At 67.3% G+C, this 25081-nt stretch carries 22 protein-coding genes; 10 read left to right on the plus strand and 12 right to left on the minus strand.

Translation table 11 applies throughout. The features are described 5' to 3' along the window. Positions 1 to 12: 12 nt before the first annotated feature. Genes IEW22_RS02695 through IEW22_RS02715 form a run of 5 tightly spaced genes read right to left on the minus strand, consistent with a single transcriptional unit; the run spans position 13 to position 6173 of the window. On the minus strand, positions 13 to 297 hold the full coding sequence (locus IEW22_RS02695; RefSeq protein ID WP_188585059.1) for a monovalent cation/H+ antiporter complex subunit F: 285 nt from the start codon (positions 295 to 297) through the stop codon (positions 13 to 15). Beyond that, the gene (locus tag IEW22_RS02700) at positions 294 to 1055 is read right to left on the minus strand and encodes a Na+/H+ antiporter subunit E (protein WP_188585060.1); all 762 of its coding nucleotides are present in this window, start codon (positions 1053 to 1055) and stop codon (positions 294 to 296) included. Before IEW22_RS02700 ends, IEW22_RS02695 begins: the two co-directional genes overlap by 4 nt. After that, on the minus strand, positions 1055 to 2662 hold the full coding sequence (locus tag IEW22_RS02705) for a Na+/H+ antiporter subunit D (RefSeq protein WP_188585061.1): 1608 nt from the start codon (positions 2660 to 2662) through the stop codon (positions 1055 to 1057). Before IEW22_RS02705 ends, IEW22_RS02700 begins: the two co-directional genes overlap by 1 nt. Further along, complete coding sequence (locus IEW22_RS02710; protein WP_188585062.1) at positions 2659 to 3261, minus strand: Na(+)/H(+) antiporter subunit C; 603 nt, start codon at positions 3259 to 3261, stop codon at positions 2659 to 2661. Before IEW22_RS02710 ends, IEW22_RS02705 begins: the two co-directional genes overlap by 4 nt. Further along, the gene (locus IEW22_RS02715; protein ID WP_188585063.1) at positions 3258 to 6173 is read right to left on the minus strand and encodes a Na+/H+ antiporter subunit A; all 2916 of its coding nucleotides are present in this window, start codon (positions 6171 to 6173) and stop codon (positions 3258 to 3260) included. Before IEW22_RS02715 ends, IEW22_RS02710 begins: the two co-directional genes overlap by 4 nt. 301 nt (positions 6174 to 6474) lie before the next feature. On the opposite strand from IEW22_RS02715, the gene IEW22_RS02720 reads away from it, so the two are divergent. The 8 genes from IEW22_RS02720 (at position 6475) to IEW22_RS02755 (ending at position 15935) form a co-directional block, all read left to right on the plus strand. Next, entirely contained in the window at positions 6475 to 6921 is a 447-nt protein-coding gene (locus tag IEW22_RS02720; RefSeq protein ID WP_188585064.1) for a hypothetical protein, read from the plus strand. A 129-nt stretch (positions 6922 to 7050) separates the two neighbouring features. Further along, entirely contained in the window at positions 7051 to 7581 is a 531-nt protein-coding gene (locus IEW22_RS02725; RefSeq protein WP_188585065.1) for a hypothetical protein, read from the plus strand. 273 nt (positions 7582 to 7854) lie between these two features. After that, complete coding sequence (locus IEW22_RS02730) at positions 7855 to 7959, plus strand: potassium-transporting ATPase subunit F (RefSeq protein ID WP_188585066.1); 105 nt, start codon at positions 7855 to 7857, stop codon at positions 7957 to 7959. Then, positions 7956 to 9641 (plus strand): potassium-transporting ATPase subunit KdpA, encoded by a 1686-nt coding sequence (gene kdpA / locus IEW22_RS02735; RefSeq protein ID WP_188585067.1) that lies wholly within the window; start codon positions 7956 to 7958, stop codon positions 9639 to 9641. The genes IEW22_RS02730 and kdpA overlap by 4 nt, the downstream gene beginning before the upstream one ends. Positions 9642 to 9703: 62 nt before the next feature. Beyond that, on the plus strand, positions 9704 to 11842 hold the full coding sequence (gene kdpB, locus IEW22_RS02740; RefSeq protein ID WP_188585068.1) for a potassium-transporting ATPase subunit KdpB: 2139 nt from the start codon (positions 9704 to 9706) through the stop codon (positions 11840 to 11842). A gap of 147 nt (positions 11843 to 11989) precedes the next feature. Then, positions 11990 to 12565: a potassium-transporting ATPase subunit C gene (locus IEW22_RS02745; RefSeq protein ID WP_229742121.1), complete on the plus strand. Its 576-nt coding sequence runs from the start codon at positions 11990 to 11992 to the stop codon at positions 12563 to 12565. A gap of 21 nt (positions 12566 to 12586) precedes the next feature. After that, positions 12587 to 15196: a sensor histidine kinase gene (locus IEW22_RS02750; protein ID WP_229742122.1), complete on the plus strand. Its 2610-nt coding sequence runs from the start codon at positions 12587 to 12589 to the stop codon at positions 15194 to 15196. Then, positions 15189 to 15935, plus strand: a complete 747-nt coding sequence (locus IEW22_RS02755; protein ID WP_188585070.1) for a response regulator — start codon at positions 15189 to 15191, stop codon at positions 15933 to 15935. Before IEW22_RS02750 ends, IEW22_RS02755 begins: the two co-directional genes overlap by 8 nt. On the opposite strand, the gene moeA is transcribed toward IEW22_RS02755, so the two are convergent. Continuing rightward, positions 15925 to 17148, minus strand: coding sequence for a molybdopterin molybdotransferase MoeA (gene moeA, locus IEW22_RS02760; protein ID WP_188585242.1), 1224 nt, complete (start codon positions 17146 to 17148; stop codon positions 15925 to 15927). The genes IEW22_RS02755 and moeA overlap by 11 nt on opposite strands. A 29-nt stretch (positions 17149 to 17177) precedes the next feature. After that, positions 17178 to 18533: a dipeptidase gene (locus IEW22_RS02765; RefSeq protein WP_188585071.1), complete on the minus strand. Its 1356-nt coding sequence runs from the start codon at positions 18531 to 18533 to the stop codon at positions 17178 to 17180. Between the two features lie 59 nt (positions 18534 to 18592). On the opposite strand from IEW22_RS02765, the gene IEW22_RS02770 reads away from it, so the two are divergent. Next, on the plus strand, positions 18593 to 19390 hold the full coding sequence (locus tag IEW22_RS02770; protein ID WP_188585072.1) for an HAD-IIA family hydrolase: 798 nt from the start codon (positions 18593 to 18595) through the stop codon (positions 19388 to 19390). 54 nt (positions 19391 to 19444) lie between these two features. On the opposite strand, the gene IEW22_RS02775 is transcribed toward IEW22_RS02770, so the two are convergent. Together IEW22_RS02775 and IEW22_RS02780 are read right to left on the minus strand one after the other, a co-directional pair. Then, on the minus strand, positions 19445 to 19897 hold the full coding sequence (locus IEW22_RS02775; protein ID WP_188585073.1) for an SRPBCC family protein: 453 nt from the start codon (positions 19895 to 19897) through the stop codon (positions 19445 to 19447). 156 nt (positions 19898 to 20053) lie between these two features. Beyond that, positions 20054 to 20479 carry a DUF350 domain-containing protein gene (locus tag IEW22_RS02780; protein ID WP_188585074.1) on the minus strand — a complete coding sequence of 142 codons (426 nt, stop codon included), beginning with the start codon at positions 20477 to 20479 and terminating at the stop codon, positions 20054 to 20056. Positions 20480 to 20871: 392 nt separating this feature from the next. On the opposite strand from IEW22_RS02780, the gene IEW22_RS02785 reads away from it, so the two are divergent. Then, positions 20872 to 21174, plus strand: a complete 303-nt coding sequence (locus IEW22_RS02785; RefSeq protein WP_188585075.1) for a DUF1540 domain-containing protein — start codon at positions 20872 to 20874, stop codon at positions 21172 to 21174. An 88-nt stretch (positions 21175 to 21262) separates the two neighbouring features. Here IEW22_RS02785 and IEW22_RS02790 read toward each other — a convergent pair whose 3' ends face one another. The 3 genes from IEW22_RS02790 to IEW22_RS02800 all read right to left on the minus strand — a co-directional run bounded on the left by IEW22_RS02790 (position 21263) and on the right by IEW22_RS02800 (position 24980). Beyond that, positions 21263 to 22390, minus strand: coding sequence for an acyl-CoA dehydrogenase family protein (locus IEW22_RS02790; RefSeq protein ID WP_188585076.1), 1128 nt, complete (start codon positions 22388 to 22390; stop codon positions 21263 to 21265). A 72-nt stretch (positions 22391 to 22462) separates the two neighbouring features. After that, on the minus strand, positions 22463 to 23635 hold the full coding sequence (locus IEW22_RS02795) for an acyl-CoA dehydrogenase family protein (protein ID WP_188585077.1): 1173 nt from the start codon (positions 23633 to 23635) through the stop codon (positions 22463 to 22465). A gap of 103 nt (positions 23636 to 23738) precedes the next feature. Next, entirely contained in the window at positions 23739 to 24980 is a 1242-nt protein-coding gene (locus IEW22_RS02800) for an MFS transporter (RefSeq protein ID WP_229742123.1), read from the minus strand. Between the last annotated feature and the right edge of the window lie 101 nt (positions 24981 to 25081).

Here is a 25081-nt window from a genome sequence, read left to right on the forward strand (position 1 = left end):
TGCCTGCCCTGATCATGAGCCCGACTCGTCGCTGCCGACCTCGTCGTCGCGGACGCGGAACCGGGCGATCGACACCGACCCGACGAAGCTCAACAGTGACAGTGCCACGATCGCCGGCACCACCGTGGAATCGAGACTGTAGGCGGCCCAGACGGCGAGTCCGCACATGGCGATCGCGACCGCGGTGTCCAGCGCGACCAGCCGGTCGAGGGTGTTGGGGCCGCGCAGGATGCGGATTGCCGCGAGTACCGCAGCCGTCAGCAGAAGCGTGGCGCAGATAATCCAGACGACCATCATTGGTGCACGTCCTCCGATCCGGGGCTCATGTGGCGTGCGGTCACCCCGAACTCGTCGTCAATGCCGTGATAGGGGCTCGGCCGCCATTCGTCGTCGCGTTCGAACGCACTGATGAACAGTTGCTCGGTGCGGGTGAGCATCGAGTAGAACCGTTCGACCTGCTGCGGGGAACTCACGTCGATGACGTGAACATAGAGCAGCCGGCGCCGGTGGTCGATCTCCACCACCATGGTGCCCGGCACCAGATTGAGGTAGTCGACGGCGAGTGTGAGGACCATGTCGGATTTGATGTGGACCCGGGCGCGCAGCACCGCGCCCATCGGCTGGCGGCCCGGGCGGATCGCCAGCCACGCCACCTGCGCCGACGAGATGAAGAATTCGACGACCAGCCGGATGGTCAGCGCGATCATCGGCAGGATGTGGATGCGGCCCTCCACCGCGACGCGCGGCAGCGGCAGGATGGTCACCACCCCGATCGCCACCACCAGACCGGTGATGACGTTGGCCCACGAGATGGTCCCCCACAACAGGATCCACACGAACACCAGCCACGCGATCGACCACAGCCGCAGGCCGATCACGCGCATGTCGGCGCCGAGCCACCGGTTGATCGCGAGATGGTTCTTCAACCAGACCACCGACCTGGTGAGCGACCAGGCCAGTGCGATGAATCCGAACCGCCACGCGTTGTGCAGCATCCGCCGCACGCGCTTGTCGCCCGGATCGGGGTTCTGTCCGGCGTCCCGAGGCTGGCCCATCACCCGTCACCTCCGAGTACCGCTTGCAGGTAGATGGAGCGGTCCTTGAGGTCGTTCGCGGCGTGTTCGCTGAAATTCATGATCGGTCCGGCCCAAATCGTCAGCACCAGGGTCGCCGCGACCATCAGCATCGTCGGGACCACCATGCCGATGGGCATCCGGCCGACGTCGGCGCGATCGTCGAAGGCGATGTCGGTGGAGTCGTCCAGGAGTGCCGACGGGCGTGCGTCGGCGAGGTCGCCGTCGGGGGCGTCGGCACGCGGGCGCCAGAACGCCTTGGTCCACACGCGGGCCATCACGTACAGGGTGAGCAGGCTGGTGATCACCGACCCGGCGATGAGGATCCACGACAGCACACTGCCATCCTGCACGCCCGCCTCGATCAGGCCGACCTTCCCGATGAACCCGGAGAACGGCGGGATGCCACCGAGGTTGAGCGCCGGGATGAGGAAGAGCGCGGCCAGCAGCGGGCTGGCGATCAGACCGCCGAGTCGGCGCAGCGATGCCGACCCCGCCTGCCGTTCGATGAGACCGACGACCAGGAACAAGGTGGTCTGCACAAGGATGTGGTGCATGACGTAGAAGATCGCTGCGGCCAATCCGAACCGGCTCGACAACGCAATCCCGTAGATCATGTAGCCCGTGTGGCTGACCAGGGTGAACGACAGCAATCGTTTGATGTCGGTCTGCGCGATCGCACCGAGGATGCCGATCAGCATCGTCAGCAGCCCGGCCACGAGCAGCACATTGTCCATCGAACCGCTCGGGAACAGCAGCGTCTGTGTCCGGATGATGGCGTACACGCCGACCTTGGTGAGCAGGCCAGCGAAGACCGCGGTGACCGGTGCCGGTGCGGTGGGGTAGGAGTCGGGCAGCCACGTGGACAGCGGGAACACCGCGGCCTTGATGCCGAATGCGACCAGCAGCACCGCGTAGAGGGCGTTGCGGGTGCCGTCGGGCACGTCCTGCAGGCGCAGGGCCATCTCGGCGAGATTCAGGGTGCCGGTGGCGGCGTAGGCGAAAGCGATCCCGACGAGGAAGACCACCGAGGAGACCATCGAGACCATCACGTAGGCGATACCCGCACGCACCCGGTCGGGACTCGCGCCGAGGGTCAGCAGCACGAAGCTCGCCGCGAGCAGCACCTCGAACGAGACGTAGAGGTTGAAGAGGTCGCCGGCGAGGAAGGCGTTGCACACTCCGGCGCACAGGATCAGGTAGCTGGGCAGGAAGATCGACACCGGCTGCCGGTCGTCGCCGTCGCGGATGCCCTGTCCGACGGCGTAGAGCATCACGCACAACAGGACCGCCGAGGACACCACCAGCATCACCGAGGCCAGCTGGTCGGCGACGAGCGTGATACCCAGCGGACCGTTCGGATAGCCCTTGGAACCCCAGCCGCCGATGAAAAGCGCGAACGTGCCGTCCCGGTTGGTCATGTAGAGCAGCAGGCAGGCGTCGACGAAGACCACCAGGATCGCCGCGACGGTGATCGCGCGCTGTAGTCGGGGGTTGCGGCCCAGGATGAGGGTGATCGCCGCCGCGCCCAGCGGGACGAGCGTGGGCAACACGATCAGGATGGAGAACAGGTCGTGATCGAGCGTCATGACCGGTCCTCGGTGGTCGGGTCGGGAGTACCCGCGGCGTCGGTGATGGTGTCGTCTCCCGTCTCGGCGGTGGGCGTCTCCTCGCTGGCAGGCAGCATGTCGGCGCTCAGGTGTGCCCGGCGTCTGCGGGTGAGTTCGGCGGGGGTGATCGGGTTCCCGTCGTCGTCGAAGAGGTCGCCGCCGCGGGTGTCCTCGCCGAAGCGGTTGTCACTGCGGTCCCGGTCGGGGGCGTCGGTGAGGGCGCGTTCGCGGACCTTCACGTCCTCGGGGTCGTCAGTGATCTCGTCGTCGGTGTTGATCACGAAGAGGCGATAGGCCAGCGACAGGCCGAAGGCGGCGATGCCCATGGTGATGACGATCGCGGTGAGCACCATGCCCTGGGCGAGTGCGTCACTGTCGTTGTGCCGGTTGTCGGAGGTGCGTCCCATGATGGGCGGATTCCCGACCGCGCCGGCGACGGTGAGGATCAGTAGGTTCACCGCGTTGCCCACCAGCAGCAGGCCCAGCAGCATCTTGACCAGACTGCGTTCGAGGATCAGGTACATCCCGCAGGCGGCCACCAGCGCCACCACGACCAGCAGACCGAGGTTGATGATCATCGGCTCGCCTCCACCGAGTCGCCCGCGGTGGGTGCGGTGCGGCGGCGCTCCGCCGACATCCGCGGCGTCGGTTCGATGTCCAGGCGCGCGCCGAGGCTGCGCAAGATGTCGAGGACCAGCCCCACAACGATCAGGTAGACCCCCAGGTCGAAGAACAGTGCGGTGACGATCTTGACGTGGCCGAACACCGGCATGTCGAAGGAGATCACCGCCGACGACAGGGCGGGCGCCCCGGCGAACAGAGACCCGAGTGCCGTGGCCACCGAGATGGCCAGGCCGAGTCCGAGGATGCGGCCGGCGTCGATCGGCAACGCCTCGCCCAGCTCGTAGCGACCACCGGCGAGGTAGCGCAACACCAGCGCCATGCCCATCGTGAGGCCGCCGGCGAAGCCGCCGCCGGGTGCGTTGTGACCGGCGAAGAAGAAGTACAGCGACAGCACCACCATGGTGGGGAACAGCAGGCGGGTTGTGGCTTCGAGGACCATCGAGCGGTGCCGTGGGTCGCGGAAGGTGGAGCCGCGCAGCCACGTCGGCCGGTTGTCGATGTCGTTGCGGGTGGGCAGCGTTCCCTTGTCGGCCTGCAGGCGGGCTGCGTCGGCCACTCGCGGCGCCGACCCGAACCGGCGGTTGCGGAACACCATCGACGCCACCCCGGTCGCGGCGACCAGCAGCACCGACACCTCGCTGAGGGTGTCCCAGGCGCGGGTGTCGACCAGCAGCACGTTGACCGCGTTGGCGCCGTGGCCGTACTTGTAGGCGGCTTCGGGCAGGTCGACGTGCAGCGGTTCGGTGCTGCGTGCGGCCGCGGCGAACAGGCCCAGAACCACCAGCAGTGCACCGAAGGCGAGTGCGATCACCGCGCGCAACGGTTTGAATCCGGTGTTGTGCCGCGGTTCGAACTCCGCGGGGAACTTGCGCAGCACCAACACGAAGATCACCAGGGTCAGCGTCTCGACGAGGCACTGGGTGAGTGCGAGGTCGGGGGCGCCGTACACGGCGAACAGCACCGCGAGGCTGTAGCCGGTGACGCCGACGACCAGTGTTGCCGCGAGACGGTTGCGCATCACCGTCGCCGCCACCGCCGCCGCGACCATGATCAGGCCGACCACCACCTGCAGCGGCGAGTCGAAGCCGTGGAGCGTAAGCCGGTTGCGCGCGCCGAGGAACAGCACGACGGTGGGCAAGATGATCAGCGTGAGCAGGATGATGCCCAGGGTCACCGGCAGTGAACCGCTCTGGGTGCGGGCGGTCAGCGCCTGGGATGCGGAGTCGGCCCCGCGCAGTACCGAGTCGTAGATGCGGTCGGCGTTGCCCAGCGGTGTCCACCGCAGGCGGATCCGACGCGACCGCAGCGCCAGGAACAGTGCCGTGCCGGCGACGATCACGATGATGGTGAACACCACCGCGATGGTGAAGCCGTGCCACGGTGAGAGATGTTCGATCTCCTCGCCGTAGTCGGGGACGGTCTTGGCGTAGGGCTCGACCAGTGCGTCGACGCCCCGATAGGCGAATCCGCCGACCACGCTGAGGACCGCGAGCACCGCGGCGGGCAGCTGGAAGGCCAGGTTCGGGTTGTGCATCTCGGCGACCGCCGGCGATGGGCGTTTGCGCTTCTTGTCGGAGAAGGCGCCCCACAGGAACCGCGCCGAGTAGGCGAAGGTGAGCACCGATCCGACCACCAGCACGATGTCGACGGTGTGGGCCTGCCACTCCGACAGCGCATGGGTGTCCCACACCGACGCGAACGCGGTCTCCTTGCCGAGGAATCCGATGGTGAAGGGGAGGCCGGCCATACTCGCCGCGGCGAGTGTCGCGATACCGGCGAGCAGGGGGACGCGACGGCCCAGACGGGCGAGTTTGCGCACGTCACGGGTGCCGGTGGAGTGGTCGATCACGCCGACACTCATGAACAGGGTCGCCTTGAACAGGGCGTGCGCGATGAGCATGGTGAGTCCGGCCACGGCCACGTTGGCATCGCCGATACCCAGCAGCACCCCCATGAAGCCGAGCTGGGAGACCGTGCCGAAGGCGAGGATGAGTTTGAGGTCGTATTCGCGCAGCGACCGCCAGCCGCCGAGGACCATGGTGACCGAACCCAGCCCGATCACCAGGATCTGCCAGGTGGGGATGTGGGAGTAGGCCGGTGCGAGCCGGGCGATCAGGTAGATGCCCGCTTTCACCATCGCCGCGGCGTGCAGATAGGAGCTGACCGGCGTCGGTGCGGCCATGGCTCCCGGGAGCCAGAAGTGGAACGGCACGATCGCCGACTTGCTCAAGGCGCCGACCAGGATCAGACCGATGGCCACCGACAGGTACACGCCGTTGGCCGGCGGATGTGCGATGACGTCGGAGAGCAGATAACTGCCGGCGCGCTCGCCGAGCATGATGATGCCGACGAGCATCGCCAGACCGCCGGCGGTGGTGACCAGCAGGGCCTGCGTGGCCGCCCGCCGTGAGGTCGCGCGTGTGGCGTAGAAGCCGACGAGTAGGAACGACAGGACAGTGGTGATCTCCCAGAACACGTAGAGCACCAGCATGTTGTCGGAGAGCACCAGGCCGAACATGGCCGCGGCGAAGGCCACCATCTCGGCGGCGAAGCCCGCGACCCGCCTGCGGACATCGGTGAAGTACTCCGCGCAATAACACAGCACCAATGCGCCGACGCCCAGCACGAGCAGACACATCACGGCGGCCAGATCGTCCATCCGCAAGACGATGTCCATCTTGAGTGCGGTGACCCAGGTGATCGTCTCGACGTGTGGGGGGCCCGACCCGGGCCAGTGCGTGCACACCCAGATGAATCCGTAGGCAGGGGCGAGTGCCAGCACGTAGAAACCGCGACCGCCGAGCCAGGAGATCACGAACGGGGCAAGGGCAGCAGTGGCGATGAGGACGACCAGGACTGCGACCAATTGCTCTCCGTCGGTTGTCGGCGGGCATGTGCGAGTGACTGCGCGGGACGAACCTCGCCCGACTCCGCAGGGAGGACCGGAGACGACCCGGGACGGCGATGTGTCGCCACACAGACCTCGGTAGTCTACCGTTGGCGCAGCTCGGAACATCAGTGACCCTGCCTCCCGCGAAATCGTGTCCGCTTCGTCCCTTTTGTGGCGGAGTTGACTCTGCGGTGTCTCGGCGCAGGTGCGGCGGGTGACCGGCGTGACGACGACAGGGCAGCGTGTCGACAGGGAAGTACGACGAAGGGGTGGGGGAGTGACCGGGTGGATCGGCCGTGGGGTGGCGGCAGCGGCGATGGTGGTCATCGGGGCGGGAGCGCTCGCGGGGTGCGGCGGCGGAGGTGACAAGTCCTCGGCCGCCTCGTCGTCGGCGCAGATCGCCGGCGCCCCGATTCCCGCGGACTTCCCGCGCGAGGATGTGCCGCTGCTCGACGGACTCGTGCAGTCGGCGGGCGGCGACGCCGCAGACGGCTGGAACTTCACCATCCAGGGCGACGCGGGCTCCGGCAACGCGCTGGCCAATTCCGAGAAGAAGCTCGAGGCGGCCGGCTACACGCGCAACAGCAGTGCCACCCAGGGCGGCGCGAAGGTCGACACCTACACCCGCAAGCGAGACGGCGTCACCTACTACGTATCCGTCGGTGCCACGCCGAATGCCGCAGGCGGTCCGAACTCGGTGTTCTACCAGGTCAGCAAGGGCTGATCGGCGTATCGACCTCGCGGACAGCGCTTTCCCAGGTTCGCCACAGCGGCGTGGCAGTGTGGGTGAATATCACCGTCGATGACCCCGACAGCATGTGTCGGGGCGCGACCACGAGGTGACACCCCGACCATGAGCAACACGAGCATGAGCAACACGAGCATGAGCAATCCCGAAGCCGCCACCACGTCGGCCGCCCCGGATGGCTCTGGTGTCTCGGATATCCCCGGCACCGCCGGTACTCCGGCCGGGACCACCCACTCGGTCACGTCGACCGTCAACGTCAAGAACGCCGTCATCGCCGCGGCCATCGGTGTCGCGGTGGTCTTCGGTGGCATCGGATTCGGCGCGGGCTACTGGGCCGGCCACTCCACCTCCACACATGGCAGCAGTGGTCCCGGCGGATTCGGCGGGCCCGGAGGCAACGGCGGTGGCATGGGCGGCGGATTCCCCGGAGGCGGCAGCACGTCCGGCGGTGGCACCGGCGAGAGCGGTATGCCTGGCAGCATGAACGGCGGTGGCATGAACGGCGGGGGCATGAACAGCGGTGGCATGAACGGCATGCCGGGGGCCCCGGGCCGATCAGATTCCGGCCAGTCCGCTCCCACCCAGTCCGGTTCCACCCAGTCCGGTTCTGCCCAGTCGGGTACCACCACCAGCTGAACCCCCGAGTCGCCCGACCGCGTTAACGCCGGATCGGGTGCGGGCGTATAGATCGCGTCAAGATCGCCGGTCAGCGCGTCTAAGCGACGTAAACGCGGTCCTCGGTTCCTCTCTCTCGGGTGCACGATCACTCGGTCGAACCGGATGCGCAAGGTCATCCGGTCATGTCCGTGGGAGAGATTCGATGGCTGATTTCATCAGTGTCGTGGTCATGCTGGCGGTGTTCGCCTGTTGTGTCCTCGTGCTGCGTCTGGTGGCAAAGCGGGTGGGGCGGTGACCGTCGACGGCGTCGTCACCACCGTGTTGCTGGTGATCGCGGCGCTCACCGTCATCTACCTGTTCACCGCACTCGTCTTCCCTGAGCGGTTCGACGGATGAGCGCTGGACTCGCCGCCGCACTGCAGGTCGGTGCGGTGCTGCTGATTCTCGCCCTGGCCTACCGCCCGCTCGGCGACTACATGGCGAGGGTCTTCACCTCCGAGAAGGATCTGCGCGTCGAACGCGGGCTCTATCGCATCGCTCGGATCGACGCGCGCCACGGGCAGACGTGGGGCAGCTATGCGGTGAGTGCGTTGTCGTTCTCGCTGGTCGGCGTGCTGGCGCTCTACCTCATCCAGCGTCTGCAGGGTGTGGTGCCCGCCAACGGCGGCCACTCCTCGGTGACGCCCTACGTGGCACTCAACACCGCGGTCTCCTTCGTGACCAACACCAACTGGCAGTCGTATTCGCCCGAGCTGACGATGGGCAACCTCACCCAGGCCGCAGGTCTGGCGGTGCAGAACTTCGTGTCGGCGGCCGTCGGTCTGGCGATCGCGATCGCGCTGATCCGTGGCATCGCCGCCGCCCGCGGACGCGACGACCTGGGCAACTTCTGGGTCGACATCACCCGTGCTGCACTGCGGATCCTGCTGCCGCTGGCCTTCCTGGTCGCGCTGATCCTGCTGACCCAGGGAGTGGTGCAGTCCTGGCATGCCGGTTTCGACTTCGTGGGCATCGACGGCGCCCGCCAGCATGCGGTGCTGGCACCGGCGGCCTCCCAGGAAGCGATCAAGGAGGTCGGCACCAACGGCGGCGGCATCTTCAACGCGAACTCGGCGCATCCGTTCGAGAATCCGACGCCGCTGTCGAACATTGTCGAAATCATTGCGATGCTCGTCATCCCGGTCGCGCTGGTGCGTACCTACGGGACGATGGTCAAGGATCAGCGTCAGGGCTACACGATCCTGTCGGTGATGGCGGTCATCTGGGGTGCGATGCTCACGGTGATCTGGGTGCTGGAGTCACGCACTCACGGCGTCGCCGCCGACGCTGCCGGTTCGATGATGGAGGGCAAAGAGCAGCGGTTCGGCATCCCCGGATCGGTGCTGTTCGCCACCTCCACCACCGGGACATCCACGGGTGCGGTCAACTCCGCACACGACAGCTACTCCGCCGGCGGTGGCGGTGCGCTGCTGTGGAACATGCTGCTCGGTGAGGTGGCTCCCGGCGGTGTCGGCGCGGGGATGTACTCCATCCTCGTGTTCGCGATCATCGCGGTGTTCGTCGGCGGACTGCTCGTCGGTCGCACCCCGCATCTGCTGGGCAAGAAGATCGGCCAGCAGGAGATCACGATGGCCGCCCTCTCGATCCTGGTGATGCCGATCCTGGTGCTCACCGGCGCGGCGATCAGTTATGCGATCCCCTCGGCGGTCTCGGCGATGGGCAACAGCGGTGATCACGGCAGTGCGAGTTCGATGCACGGATTCACCGAGGTGCTCTACGCATTCGCCTCGGCCGCCAACAACAACGGCAGCGCCTTCGGCGGGATCACCGTGACCTCGCCCTGGTATCAGATCGCGTTGAGTGTCGCGATGTGGCTGGGACGTTTCCTGCCGATCGTGTTCATCCTGGCGCTGGCCGGTCTGCTCGCCGCACAGCGTTCCCGCCCGGCCACCACCGCAACCCTGCCCACCCACGGTGCGCTGTTCTCGTCGCTGCTGGGCGGCACCATCGTGCTCGTCGCAGGCCTCACCTTCTTCCCGGCCATCGCGCTGGGTCCGATCGCCGAGGCCCTGTCATGAGCGACAAGAGCACTCGCGCCGGCACGGTCACCACATCTCGTTCAGAAACAGAGGATTCCCCTATGCACACGGTCGTCGAGGTCACAACGCCCGTGGAGAACACCGAAGGTGTTCCGGCGAGCGATGATTCGCCAGAACTCGTCGGCAGTGGTGCGTTCAGCCCGCGTGCGCTGATCGCCTCCTTCCCCGCGGCGATGCGCAAGCTGACCCCCCGCGCCCAGGCGCGCAACCCGGTGATGATGATCGTGTATGTGGGGTCGATCATCACCACGATCCTGGCGATCTTGAAGCCGTCGATCTTCGCCTTCGTCACGGCCTTCTGGCTGTGGTTCACGGTGATCTTCGCCAACCTCGCCGAATCGGTGGCGGAGGGTCGCGGTAAGGCGCAGGCCGACAGTCTGCGAAAGGTCAAGCGCGACAGCGTTGCCCGGGTCATCACCGCGGGCGGTCGGATCGTCGAGAAGCCGGGAACCGAGCTCACCGTCGGCGACGAGATCGTGGTCGAGGCCGGTGAGACCATCGCCGGCGACGGCGATGTGATCGACGGTATCGCCACCGTCGACGAGTCCGCCATCACCGGCGAGTCGGCACCGGTGATCCGCGAATCGGGCGGTGACCGCAGCTCGGTGACCGGCGGCACCACCGTGCTGAGCGACCGGATCGTCGTGCGCATCACCAGCGAACCGGGCCACACCTTCGTCGACCGGATGATCGCATTGGTGGAGGGCACCTCGCGGCGCAAGACCCCCAACGAGATCGCACTCGACATCCTGCTCGCGAGCCTGACGATCGTCTTCCTGTTCGCCGTGGTCGCAATCGGTCCGATGCAGTCCTATGCCGGGTCGGCACCGAGTGCCATCAAGCTGATCGCGCTGCTGGTGTGTCTGATCCCCACCACGATCGGCGCACTGCTGTCGTCGATCGGTATCGCCGGGATGGACCGGCTCGTGCAGCACAACGTGCTCGCCACGTCCGGACGTGCGGTCGAGGCCGCCGGTGACATCGACACCCTGCTGATGGACAAGACCGGCACCATCACCTTCGGCAACCGACGCGCCACCGAGTTCGTCGCCGCCCCCGGGGTGAGCACCGGGGAACTCGTCGACGCGGTCTGTCGATCGAGCCTGGCCGACGAGACGCCCGAGGGCCGCAGCATCGTCGACCTGTGTGCGCAGGACTACGGTGTCGACGTCGACGCTCTGCGCAACGACGCGAAAACCGCTGTCATCGTGCCGTTCTCGGCGCACACCCGGATGAGTGGGATGGATCTGAGCTCACCGGCGGGTGAGACGCGTATCCGTAAGGGCGCCGCCGATGCGATGGACGGCTGGATCCGTGAGAACGGCGGCGTGATGCCGACCGAGGTGTTCGACGCTGTCGCGGCGATCTCGTCGAAGGGCGCCACACCGCTGGTCGTCGGCGTACAGATCGCCGCTCCCGACGGCACCGGCGGCCGCGCACAGGCCTACGGTGTGATCGCCCTGTCGGATGTGGTCAAGCCCGGGATGGCGGCGCGCTTCGAGCAGCTGCGGTCGATGGGTATCAAGACGATCATGGTGACCGGCGACAACCCGGTGACCGCTGCGGCCATCGCCCGCGAGGCCGGTGTCGACGACGTGATCAGCCAGGCCACCCCCGAGGACAAACTCGAGGTGATCCGCGCCGAGCAGGCCGGGGGCCGACTGGTCGCCATGACCGGTGACGGCACCAACGACGCGCCGGCGCTGGCCCAGGCCGATGTGGGGCTGGCGATGAACACCGGTACGGCCGCGGCCAAGGAGGCCGGCAACATGGTCGACCTCGACAGCGATCCCACGAAACTGATCGACGTCGTGGCCATCGGTAAACAGCTGCTCATCACCCGTGGTGCGCTCACCACGTTCTCGCTGGCCAACGACCTCGCGAAGTATTTCGCGATCCTGCCCGCGCTTTTCGGTGCGGTGTACCCCTCGCTCAACCGGCTCAACATCATGCATCTGCATTCGGCGCAGTCGGCCATCGTCTCGGCGGTGGTGTTCAACGCCCTGATCATCGTGGCGTTGATCCCGCTGTCGCTGCGCGGTGTGAAATACCGGCCGTCGTCGGCGTCGCGATTGCTCGGACGCAACCTGCTCATCTACGGACTCGGCGGTGTGATCGCACCGTTCATCGGCATCTGGCTGATCGACCTCGTGGTCCGCTTCCTCCCCGGAATGGGATGATAGACAATGACTCTCGCAACGTCGAACAATGCTTCAACACCCGGGGATCCACGACATGGGGATCCAGCATCACCGCATTCCTCGGACACCTCTGCCGCACACTCGACCCCGACGGGGTGGGCGCGTCAGATCGTCGTCTCGATCGTGATGATGGTCCTGCTAACGGTTCTCCTGGGCGGGCTGTATCCGCTTGCCGTGTGGGCCTTCTCGCGTATCGACTCGTCGATGGCAGAGGGTTCGAGGGTGTCGGCACAGGGATGTGTGATCGGTTCATCGCTGCTCGGAATCGACCCGCAGGTCAAGGCCGGCGAGCCCGATCCCTACCTGCATGCCCGCGTGGCCGGCTCGGGTGACACACCGATGGCGCCCGGCGACCCGTCGGCCTCGGGCGCCTCGAATCTCGGGCCCGCCAATCCCGATCTCGCGGCCACCATCACCGCGCGCCGTAAGGCGATCGCCACACGTGAGGGTGTCGCCGAATCGGCGGTGCCTGCCGATGCGGTGACCGGCTCGGCATCGGGTCTGGACCCCGCGATCAGCCCGGCCTACGCCGCGCTGCAGGTGCCCCGCATCGCCCGGGTCACCGGCCGCACGCAGGATCAGGTGCGTTCGATCATCGCCGCGCACACCGACTCACGGCAGTGGGGTTTCCTCGGGCAGCCTCGGGTGAACGTTCTCGAGGTCAACAAGGCGCTCGGGGCCGGGTGCAACCGTGCACCCTGAGGTCCATGGGAGAATCGGGGGGTGAGTGAGACCAGGGGTGCGCTGCGGGTCTTCCTCGGGGCAGCACCGGGTGTGGGCAAGACCTACGAGATGCTCGAGGAAGCCCGCGCCAAGGCGGCCGAGGGTGTGGATGTCGTCGCGGCGGTCATCCACACCCACGGCCGTGCCGCGACCGAGGCGATGACCCAGGGCCTCGAACACATCCCCGAACGCACTGTGACCTATCGCGGCACACAACTGCATGAGCTCGATGTCGATGCGGTGATCGCGCGGGCACCGCAGATCGCGCTGGTCGACGAGATGGCGCACAGCAATGCGCCTGGGTCGCGAAACGCCAAACGCTGGATCGACATCGAGGAGATCCGCTCGGCGGGTATCGAGGTGTGGACCACCATCAACATCCAGCACCTCGAGAGTCTCAACGACGTGGTCGCCCAGATCACCGGGGTGATCCAGCACGAGACGGTGCCCGACGAGGCGGTGCGGGCCGCCGACGAGATCGAGCTGGTCGACATCGCCCCGCAGGCGTTGCGCCAGCGGCTGGCCGACGGCAAGGTGTACCGGACTCGGCAGGCCGAGGGTGCACTGGCCAACTATTTCCGCGCCGGCAACCTCACCGCGCTGCGCGAACTCGCACTGCTGTGGCTGGCCGACCAAGTCGACGACGCCCTGGCGCGCTACCGCGATTCCCATGCCATCACCGACACGTGGGAGACCCGCGAACGTGTGGTGGTCGCGGTGACCGGCGGTCCGGAGTCGGCGACGCTGATCCGTCGCGCGCGGCGGATCGCATCACGGTCGAGTGCCGAGGTCGTGGTTGTGCATGTGGCGCGCGGGGACGGTCTGCTCGATCCGGAGCGTCGCACGCTGACCGGTCTGGAGGAGTTGGCGAAGGGCTTCGGTGCGCGGATGCACACCGTTGTGGGCGAGGACATCCCCACCGCGCTGCTGGAGTTCGCACGCGGCGTCAACGCCACACAGCTCGTGCTGGGCACCTCGCGGCGGTCGCGGTGGCAGCGGTTCCTGCGCGAAGGTGTGGGTTCGGCGGTGGTGCGCAACTCGGGCAAGATCGATGTCCACATGGTCACTCACGGACAGGATCGCCATCAGCGCCGCCTCGACATCCGAGGTACTCGCCTGCACCGCCCGCTGAGCTGGGTGCTCGCCGTGGTGGTGCCGCTGGTCGCCGCGGCGTTGATCTATCTGGTCGACCGGTGGATGAACGTGTCGAGCGAGTCGGCGGTGTTCTTCATCGCGATCCTCGCGGTGTCGCTGCTCGGCGGAATCGGACCCGCGGTGGCCTCGGCGGTGCTGTCGGGTCTGCTGCTGAACTACCTGTTCACCTCGCCGCGCTACACCCTGACCGTCTCCGACCCGAACAACGCGCTGACCATCGTGGTGATGATCGTGGTCGCGATCGCGGTGGCCGCACTCGTCGACTCGGTGTCGCGGCGGCGTGCCGAAGCCGTCCGCGCGACGCGGGAGGCCGAGTTGCTGGCGACGTTCGCCGGGGCGGTGCTCGGCGGGGCGGGACTCGACGCGCTGCTCGAACGCGTCCGCGAGGCCTACGACCAGACCTCGGTGTCGCTGGTGCGCACGACCGGGCAGGGCACGATCGGGGTGGACGGCACGCACTCCGACAGGGTGGTCGAGGCGGGGGTGGGCGAGCAGCCGCCGACCGAACCGTCGGCCGCCGACACGGTGATCGCCGTACCGGGTAACGACGACGTGGAGCTGCTGCTGGCCGGTCGTCGCATCGGCGCGGAGGACCGCCGCGTGCTCACCGCGGTGGCGCTGCAGGCCGCGGGAGTGCTGGAGCGGCGTCGACTGGCCGCCGAGGCGTCGGCGGCCGTGGCGCTGGCCGAGACCGACCGGTTGCGGCGGGCGCTGCTCACCGCGGTCAGCCACGACCTGCGTACCCCCCTCGCCGCGATCAAGGCGGCCGCCTCGAGTCTGCGCAGCACCGACGTGTCCTTCTCGCCGGAGGACACCGAGGAACTGCTCGCGACCATCGATGAGTCCGCCGACGACCTCACCTCGCTGGTGGGCAACCTCCTCGACTCGTCGCGACTCGCGGCCGGGGTCATCACCCCGAGCTTCTCCTACGTCTACCTCTCGGAGGTCACCGCACGCGTCACCGCGAGCATCGCTGCCCACGCGCCGCATGCGGTCGAGCGGCTGGTGATCGATGTCGACGACGAGCGCGTCTGGGCCGATGCGGGTCTGCTGGAGCGGGTGCTGGTCAACGTGGTCGACAACGCGCTGCGTCACGGCGACGGAAGCCATGCCGAGGGCGGCGGCAGCGACACGGTCGAGATCATCGCCTCCTCGCTGGGTTATCCGCATGCCCCTGGGGTCGGTGGAGTCGCTGACGACGCCGACGATCGCTATCGCTGCCGCATCGACGTGATCGACCACGGACCGGGCATCCGGGATTCGCTGCGCGAACACGCCTTCGACGCGTTCACCACCGAGGGCGACCGCAACTCGTCGTCGGGGGTGGGGCTGGGTCTGTCGGTCGCGCGGGGGTTCACCGAGGCGATGGGTGGCAGGATCGATCTGGTCGACACGCTCGGTGGCGGGCTGACCGTCCGGATCGAGATCGGCAAGGAGGAACCCGTCGATGACTGATCCCCACGCGTCCCCTTCCCGTAACGCCCCGGCCCATGGCACCCCGGAGCCCCCGCCCGGCCCGCGCGTGCTGGTGGTCGACGACGAGCCGCAGATCCTGCGCGCCATGCGGATCAACCTGCGCGCCCGTGGATACGACGTGATCACCGCCGACACCGGCCAGGGTGCGCTGCGTGGTGTGTCGGCGGGTCATCCGCAGGCGGTGATCCTGGATCTGGGTCTGCCCGACATCGACGGACTCGAGGTACTGCACGGTATCCGGGGGTGGAGTGAGGTTCCGGTGTTGGTGCTCTCGGCGCGCACCGACGCCGCCGACAAGGTCGCCTCTCTCGACGCCGGCGCCGACGACTATGTGACCAAACCGTTCGGGATGGAGGAGCTGCTCGCCCGTCTGCGCGCGGCGCTGCGCCGTGCCGCGCCGCACGCGGCCACCGATTCGCCGGTGGTGGTCACCGAGTCCTTCACCGTCGATCTGGCCAACAAACAGGTGTCACGCGAAGGTAAGCCTGTGCATCTGTCCCCCACCGAGTGGGGGATCCTGGAGATGCTCGCACGCAACGAGGGAAAGCTGGTCGGGCAGAAGGAGATCCTGCACGAGGTGTGGGGACCCTCCTACGGCGGCCAATCCCATTATCTGCGTGTCTATCTCGCGGGTCTGCGGCGCAAACTCGAACCCGACCCGGCACATCCGCGCCATCTGATCACCGAGGCCGGCATGGGCTACCGGCTCATTCGCTGATCAGCATGACCTCCACAGGCGTTCCCGCCGCAAGCGTCTCGACATCGGCGGCCACGTCGATGAGCGCATTGGCCGAGGCCATGAACCGGATGTGGTGAGAGGAGGGCGGCCCGATCGGCTCGACGCGCGTGCCCTGCTCGTCGGCGACGACGATGCCGCGGCGGAACTGCCGCTTCCCCTTCGGTGACGACAGTCCGGTGGTGAGCTCGGCGGTGATACGCGGCCGACCGGTGGCCAGCCCCATGCTCGCGCGCACCGGATCTCGCAGGAACACCTCGAAGGACACCTGGGCACTGACCGGATTCCCGGGCAGTGTCACGATCGGTACCCGCGTGCCGTTGGCGGCCCGGTAGTGCCCGCTGCCCTGGGGCATCCCCGGCTGCATGGCGACTTTCACGAATTCGACGTCGGGTCCGGTCAGGGCGTCCTTGACCACCTCGTAGGCGCCGGCGCTCACACCGCCGGAGGTGAGGATCAGATCGACTCGGGTGGTGGCGATGATCTCGTCGAGCCGTGCGCGGAACGCCGCGACGTCATCGGGTACGAAGTGGATCGCGGTGGCATCCGCGCCGGCCTCGGTCAGCGCGGCGACCAGCATCGGACCGTTGGATTCGTGGATCTGCCCGTGGCGCAACGGGGTTCCCGGTGTCACCAGTTCGGAGCCGGTGGACAGCACCACCACCGAGATCGGTGCGTACACCCGCACATGTGCGAGCCCGAGGGCACACAGCAGGCCGATCACCGGGGCGGTGACCGTGGCACCGGCGCGCAACGCGACCTCGCCCGCCTCGATGTCGGATCCGGCACGGCGCACCGAGGCGCCGACGGAGACCTGTGCGCCGATGGCCACCCGCGTGGTGCCGCCGTCGGTACGTTCGACCGGGATCACCGCATCGGCACCGGCCGGCATCGGTGCTCCGGTCATGATTCGGTGTGCCGCACCGGGTTCCAGGGTCAGCTCGTCGGTACGACCGGCCGGGATGTCGGCGGTCACCGGCAGGGCGACCGGCGATTCTGTTGTGGCGCCGATGGTTTCGGCGGCGCGCACCGCGTAACCGTCCATCGCCGAATTGTCGAAGCCGGGCAGCGACTGCGGCGCGATCACATCGTCGGCGAGCACCCGGCCCAGCGCCTGGTCCACCGCCATCTCGACCACGCGCGGCGCCGGGATCAGCCCGGCCACGCGTCGGCGGTGCTCGTCAACCGGACGCAGCGCATTCTGCTGTGCGGTATCGGCACCGGTCACGAATCCGCACCCGCCGACAGCGCGAGCAGGAATGCCGCCTCACTCAGTGCGGTACGCCGGATCTCGTCGGGATCGACGCTCTCGTTGGGGGCGTGGATGCGGCAGCGCGGCTCCTCGACACCCAGCAGTGCGATCTCCGCGCGCGGGGAGGCCTGCGCCAGTGCCGAGCACAGCGGGATCGAGCCGCCCTGACCGGAGAACACCACCTCGGCACCGTAGGCCTGGCTCATCGCCGACATCAGGTGGGCATACATGGGGCCGTCGGTGGCGGCCGAGAACGGGGAGCCGGTGGCCTCGGCGGTGACGGTGATCTTCGCATTCCACGGCACGTGTGCGTGCAGATGGGCCACCAGCGCCTGCTGGAGTGCTGCGGGGTCCTCACCCGGCGGCACGCGTAGATTCAGCACCGCGGAGGCGACTGGGCGCACCGCGGCAACCGCGTCGTCGGTGGCCGGGGCGTCGAGTGCGATGACGGTGATCGCTGGTCGCGCCCACACCATGTCGGCGACCTCACCCGAGCCGATGATATCCACGCCGTCGAGAATCGTTGCATCGCTGCGGAACTGGGCTTGTGCGTATGGTGCCCCGGTCCAGGTCCGGTTCGCCTCGACACCGTCGATGGTGGTGTTGCCCTGCGCGTCGCGCAACGTGGCCAGCAGTGCGATCAGTGCGGCGAGAGCGTCCGGGGCCGCACCGCCGTATTGCCCCGAGTGCACGGCAGATTCGAGCGTGTCCACGCGTACGCGCACATTGGCCACACCGCGCAGGCTGGTGGTCAGCGTGGGTGTGCCCGCGGCGACATTGCCGGTGTCGCCGATGATGATCATGTCGGAGTCGAACAGACCTGGCTCGGCGCGCACCAGATCCTCGAGCCCCTCACCCCCGGCCTCCTCGGAACCCTCGATCACCACCCGCAGGCCGCAGTCGAGGTCGGAATGCAGTGCGCGCAGCGCGGTGAGGTGTGCGATCACGTTGCCCTTGCAGTCCGCGGCGCCGCGACCGAACCAGCGGCCGTCGCGGTCGGTGAGCGTGAACGGGTCGCTGTGCCACAGATCGAGCGGACCGGCCGGTTGTACGTCGTGATGGGCGTAGAGGGTGACCGTCGGTGCGCCGGCGGCGCCGGGGCGGTGGCCGATCACGGCCAGGGATCCGTCGGAGGTCTCGCGCACCTGGCAGTCGACGCCGGCCTCGCCGAAGGCTGCCGCCACCCACTGCGCCGACGCCGCACATTCGGCTCGCAGCTGGGGTGATTCGAAAACCGAGCGGTGCGCGACGAGTTCGGTGAGGTCCTTCTTCGCCTGTTCCATCAGCGAATCGACACGTGTGACGAGGTTCGATGTCGTGGTTCCCATGTGATTCAGCATGCCAGGTGAGGGTGCGTCACCGGGCTCGCGGCGGTAGTTTTTGATCCATGGTGGAGGGGCTGCTGCTCGATATCGACGGTGTCATGGTGACGTCGTGGGAGGCGCTGCCCGGAGCCGTCGATGCGCTGCGCAGACTCGCCGGTCTGGGGATCCCCCGGATGTTCCTCACCAACACCACCTCGCTCTCGCGCGGCGAGATCGCCGATCGGCTCACGGCCGCCGGATTCGACGTGGCTGCCTCGGAGATCCTCACCGCGGCCAAACTCACCGCCGAATACCTGATGGCGCACTACCCGGGGCGTCGGACCTGGGTGCTCAACCAGGGTGAGATCAGCTCCGACATGGAGGGTGTGCACCTCGTGGGACCCGATGAGGATCCTGAGGTGGTGGTCCTCGGCGGCGCCGGTGAGGTGTTCACCCAGGCTGCGCTCTCGCGTGTGCTGGAGCTGATGTTGCGCGGCGTGCCGGTGATCTCGATGCACAGGTCGATGACCTGGTCGACCGACGCGGGGCTGCGGATCGACACCGGGGTGTACCTCGAGGGCCTGGAGAAGGCCGCTGGTCGCAAGATCCGTGCGGTGGGCAAGCCGTCCCCGCTGGGTTTCCGCACCGCCGTGGAGATGATGGGTGTCGATCCCACCGCGGTGCTGATGGTGGGCGACGACATGCATTCGGACGTACTCGGCGCGCAGGCCTCGGCACTGCAGGGTGCGCTGGTGCGGACCGGCAAGTTCCGGCCCGAGATGCTGCACCGGCTGCAGCGCGACGAGTTCGGTCCGGTGCCCGACCATGTGATCGACTCGGTGGCCGACCTGCCGGCGCTGGTGGAGAAGCTCAACGCCTGACAGGTCGGGGCACGCACGGCCGTCGTACTCAGCCGATGCGTTCAGCCGATGTGCTCAGCCGACGGCGGTCTTGATCCGCGCGAGGGTGTCGTCGATGCCGCGGGAGAGCTCCGCCTCGAAGTCCTTCTCCCCGCCGAGCACCTTGTCGACGAGGAACTGCGAGACCTTGGTGGTGCCCTCAGGTGCCTCACGACGTTCGGTCAGACGCACCCCGTCGCCGTTGGGGGTGATCGTGTAGCTCCACACCGTGTTGTTCTCGTTGATGCGGTAGGCGATCTCCTTGTTCGGCTCGTATCGCACCACCGTGGCGGTCGTCGGCCAGACCAGCAGACCGCGACGGTTGATGTTGATCGTCTTGGTGCCGACCTTGACCGGCCCTCCCCGCACGATCTGCTTGCGGCACTGCGGGCTCCACTCACCCATACGCGACAGGTCGGAGATCACCGCCCAGACCTTCTCCGGTGACGCGTCGATGTCGATCGATCCCTCGATCAGTGGTGCCGCCATCTCCCATTTCCTCCCCGTCGCCCGGCTGTACGCCGGATGTCCGATATGACCCGTGTCACCTTATGTGACAACTGGCATTGACGAAAGGAGTGGCATCGACGAAAGGAGTGGGGAACCGGGACTCAACTCCTGGCCGGTGTCAGTTGACGGCCGGTGTCAGTTGACGGCCGTCGCGAGGATGAGGCCGGTGCCGATGTTCACCACGGCGATCACCCAGACCGCCGGATGCCACTGTTCGTCGACCATCATCTCGCCGAGGTCGCCGGGGGTGAGGATGTCGATGAGGAAGAACGAGATCGCCAGGATGGCCAGCCCGATGACCGTGTAGACGAGCGTCTCGACGATTCCCTCCCACAGCACGCCGCTGCGCGCGTTGATCGCGCCGATCACGATCAGCGCCACTTCGGCGGTCGCCGAGGCGACGAGGACGGTGGCGTTGCGGTTGCGCTCGACCCACACCTGGTGGCGCAGATTGCCCGGGGTGATCAGGTCGACGACGCAGAAGCCGATGATCATCAGCAACACGCCGACGGCACCGTAACCGGCGATATCGGCCATGTTGTGCCGCATGGTCTCGAGCATTCGTGTCTCCTGTGTGGCCGGCCGGCTCATCGCGGCAGTTGCGGGTCAGCCATACCCTACGTCAGCCGACGCGGTGAAACCGCGTACAACGCAACGGTATTGCGCAGTGAGGGAAGGTGTTCACAGACCTGCGACGGCGTCCGGTTCGCCGGTTTCGGGGGAACTCGGTCGAGTCATTGTCGCGTGAGATTCATGTGAAAAGGTTTGCCTTACTTCATCATTCGCATCGTCTCAGGTAAGGCTGAACTTGCTGGCGGTGGGACTTTCGGCCGTCTAGCGTTGGTCGTGACGCCGGCGTCCAGCGCCAGCCCGCGGTCGCCAGACACCATCTCGCCGTCGCCAGACACCATCCCACCGTCGCCAGACCCGATTCAGCAGCCGAGGAGTTCGCCATGACCACCGCAGAAATGCCGCACATCACCGAATGCACCGTCAGCGAGTGTTCGTACAACACCGACGAGAACTGCCACGCCTTCGCCATCAGCGTCGGCGGCACCAATGGCACCGCCGATTGCTCCACGTTCATCCCGCTGTCCACCCGTGGAGGTCTCGAGGTGGCCGCGCCGCAGGTGGGTGCCTGCCAGCGCGTCGACTGCAAGCACAACGTCAACCTCGAATGCTCGGCCGTGGCCGTGCGCATCGGTTCCGGCGACAACGCCGACACCGCGAACTGCCTCACCTACGAAAAGGCCTGACCCCAGAGCTGAGCAGCCCTCAGAACATCGAACGCCGCCATGGTTTCCCATGGCGGCGTTCGGTGTGTCAGGTTTTGATCGCCTCAGGTCAGTCGGTGACGGTCACCATGTCGTATTCGCCGACATGGGCGGCGAGGGTGGCACGGTGTGCGTCGGCGTTGCCCAGTGTCTGACTGATCGCCGTCAGGCGGGCGACGTAATGACCGACCGGGTATTCGGCCGTCATGCCGATACCGCCGTGCAGCTGGATCGCCTCCTGGCCGAGTTTGCGGCTCGACGTGGCGATCTGCAGCTTGGCCCGGCTGTAGATCAGCGGGTCGAGATCGTCATCGGCCAGTGACGCCGTGGCGTACAGACTCATGCTGGAGGCCAGTTCGAGCAGCACGTAGATGTCGGCGGCGCGGTGGGTGAGTGCCTGGAACTTCGACAGCGTCACACCGAACTGCTTGCGCGACTTGAGGTATTCGGTGGTCAGCTCCAATGCCTTGGCCATCGCACCCACGGCCTCGGCACACAGCGCGGTCTGTGCGAATGCCTCGGCGTAGGCGATCGCCGGAGTCTGGTCGCCCTCGGCGAGTTCGACGGCCGGGGTCTGGTCGAACACGATCTCGGCGCCGCGACGGCCGTCGAAGGAGTGGTATCCGCCGACCGTCACGCCCGCGGCGTTCGAGTCGACGAGGAACAGGCCGATCGAGCCGTCGGCGCGACGGGCGCTCACCACGAACTTGTGGGCGGTGTCGCCGGCGAACACCGGGTACTTCTTGCCGCTGAGCACCACGCCGTCACTGCCCGCGGTCGCCGAGGTCTCCACTGCCGCACTCGGCCAGCGGTCGTCGGGCTCCTCGTGGGCGAAGGCCAGGCGCAGTCGGCCCTCGGAGACCTCGGTGAGCAGTTCGGTACGGCGGTCACCGGCGGCGGCGCGGTCGATCAGTACGCCGGGGATGTAGGCGGCGTGCAGCACCGGTTCGGGTGCCAGGCTGCGGCCGATCTCGCCCATGATCGCCGAGACCTCCACCGGTCCGGCGCCGGTGCCGCCGGCGTCCTCGGCGAACGGCAGGCCCAGGATGCCGATCTCGGCCAGCGAGGCCCAGATCTTCGGATCCCAGCCCACGCCGCTGGTCTCAGCGGCGCGCAGCTTCTCGATGTCATAGGTGGAGAACACGTCGCGCGCGGTGTCGCGCAGCATGACCTGCTCTTCGGTGAGTGTGAAATCCATTGTGTGACTCCAGATGTCAGAGGTGGTGGCAGAGACCGTCGACCGGGTCGCGTCGCGACCGGGTACCGGGGTCTAGAGGCCCAGGATCGACGACGAGATGATGCCGCGCTGCACCTCGGAGGATCCGCCGTAGATGGTGACCTTGCGGTAGTTGAGGTACTCCGGCACCGACTGCTGCGCCCACTCGGGTGTGTCGAGGTAGTCGGCGTTGACGGCCAGTCCGCGTGGGCCGGCCACCTCGGCGAGCAGTTCGGTCGCCAGCTGCTGCAGTTCACTGCCGCGCAGCTTCACCAGCGACGAGATCGGATTCGGCTTGCCCTCCGCCGACGACGACACCACGCGCAGCTGGGTCAGTTCGAGCGCGAGGAGTTCGTTCTCGAGTTCGGCCAGCCGTGCGGCGAACAGGGGGTCGTCGAGCAGTGTGCCGGTCGCGGTCTTGGTCGTCGCGGCACGCTCCTTGGCCTCGGCGAGAACGGTTTTCGTCCATCCCACGCGGGCGATACCGGTGCGCTCGTTGCCCAGCAGGAACTTGGCGTAGGTCCAGCCGGCATTCTCCTCGCCGACCAGATTCTCCGCCGGGACGCGGACGTCGTTGAACCAGACCTCGTTGACCTCGAAACCGCCGTCGATCAGCTGGATCGGACGGACCTCGATGCCGGGTGTGTTCATGTCGATCAGCAGGAAGCTGATGCCGGCCTGCTTCTTCGGGGCGTCCGGATTGGTGCGCACCAGGCAGAAGATCCAGTCGGCGTACTGCCCGAGGGTGGTCCAGGTCTTCTGCCCGTTGACCACATAGTGATCGCCATCGCGTACGGCGCGGGTCTTGAGCGAGGCGAGGTCGGAGCCGGCTTCGGGCTCGGAAAAGCCCTGGCACCACCAGATGTCGAGATTGGCGGTTTTGGGGAGGAAACGCTCCTTGAGCTCCTGGGAGCCGAAGGTCGCGATGACCGGCCCGACCATGTTGACGTTGAAGGTCAGCGGGTCGGGGACGAAGTTGAGCGACAACTGGTCGGAATAGATGTTGCGCTGGCCCGGCGTCCAGTCCTTGCCGCCCCATTCCAGCGGCCAGCCGGGGGTGGCCAGACCTTCGGCGTTGAGGATGCGCTGAGTGGTGATGAGGTCGTCGGGCAGGTTCGTCTTGCCTGCTGCGACGCGCTCGCGGATCTCCTTGGGGATCTTCGTGGTCAGGACGGTACGGAGATCGTCCCGGAACTTTTTCTCGTCATCGGTGAGCTGCAGGTGCATACACCCTTATTACCCTGTCGCGGGCCCGACTCACACGAGTACTTGCAACTACGACGGTGGCATCTGCCTAACCCCGATATGCCGTACGCCTATATTGTCGGACTCAGATACCCGGACGTGATGTCGCGGCGCATTCGGTCTCACAGTCCGACGCTGTGACCAGTGTCGGTTCGCGGCCGGGTGCGGTGCGGCGCGCGGAGCGCCTGATCATGATCGCGGCGACCGATGCGAGTACGGCCAACGCCATGACGAACACCGCGTAGCCGGCTGTGGTCGCCGACAGGCCGATGTGTTCCACCAGGATTCCGGCGATCACCGCGGGAAGCGCGAAGCCGGTGTACGCCACGATGAACATGGTCGAGAAGACCTTGCCGCGGTCGGCGGGTGCGGTTGCCGCGCTGATCATCGCGGTGGCTCCGGAGAAGCCTGCGCCGAAGCCGACCCCCGAGATCAGCCCGCCCACCACGAACAGTGCGAGCATCTCGGTCTCCACGGCCGCCAGGGTGAAGCAGACGCCGATGAACAGGGCCGGGTATCCGACGGCGAGTTTGCGCATCGGTGCGAGGTGGATGGTCCCCGCGGCACCCAGGGCGCTGAAGATGAAGAAGAGTGCGAGCGTGATTCCGGCGGCCGCGTGATTGTGGATGCCGAAGATGCGGGCGACGATCGAGGACCCCAGCGACAGTTGCAGTCCGCCCAGCGCCCACGTGGCGATCATCGCGGGGGTGCCCGCCAGGAAGGCGCCGCGGGCCTCTGCCGGTAGTGACAGCGAGGGGCGCAGGGTGGTGGCGAGGTGGCGCCGGGATTCGAATCCGATGCGTGCCGAGGATTCGGGGATCGCGAGGATCACCAGGATGAGCAGTGCCATCATCACCGCGGCGACCACATAGACCGTCACACGCGGTGCCGGGGCGTACTGGACGAGAACCCCGGCGAGGATCGATCCGGTCGCCAGACCCAGGCCCGGTGACGATCCGTTGGCCAGCGTGCCCAGACGCTCCGACGGCGCCATGTCGAGCAGCGTGGCACTCAGCGTGCCGAGGATCGCACCCGTTGCCAGACCCTGCACCACGCGCGCGGCGATCAATTCGCCCAGGCTGCTCGCTTCGATGAAGACCACCATGCTCACGATGAGCACCGCCAGCGACACGATCAGAACGGGTTTGCGCCCCACGTGATCGGAGATCGAGCCCACGGTGAGCAGGGTGACCAGCAGTGCTGCGACGTACACCGCGAAGACCACCGTGACCATGAATGAGGAGAATCCCCAGAGCTGTTGGTAGACAGGGTAAATGGGGCTCGGGGCGGCGGAAGTGAACAGGACGACGATATAGGTCAACCCCACGACCCCGAACGCGATGGTCGGGTGCAGTCGCCGTGGTGGCGTGGCTGATGTCGAAGTCATCCGGGTCGAAGTCATCCGGGTCCTGTCTCGAAGCTGCTGAA

This window comes from Gordonia jinhuaensis (assembly GCF_014639795.1).
Classification (GTDB): Bacteria; Actinomycetota; Actinomycetes; order Mycobacteriales; family Mycobacteriaceae; genus Gordonia_B; species Gordonia_B jinhuaensis.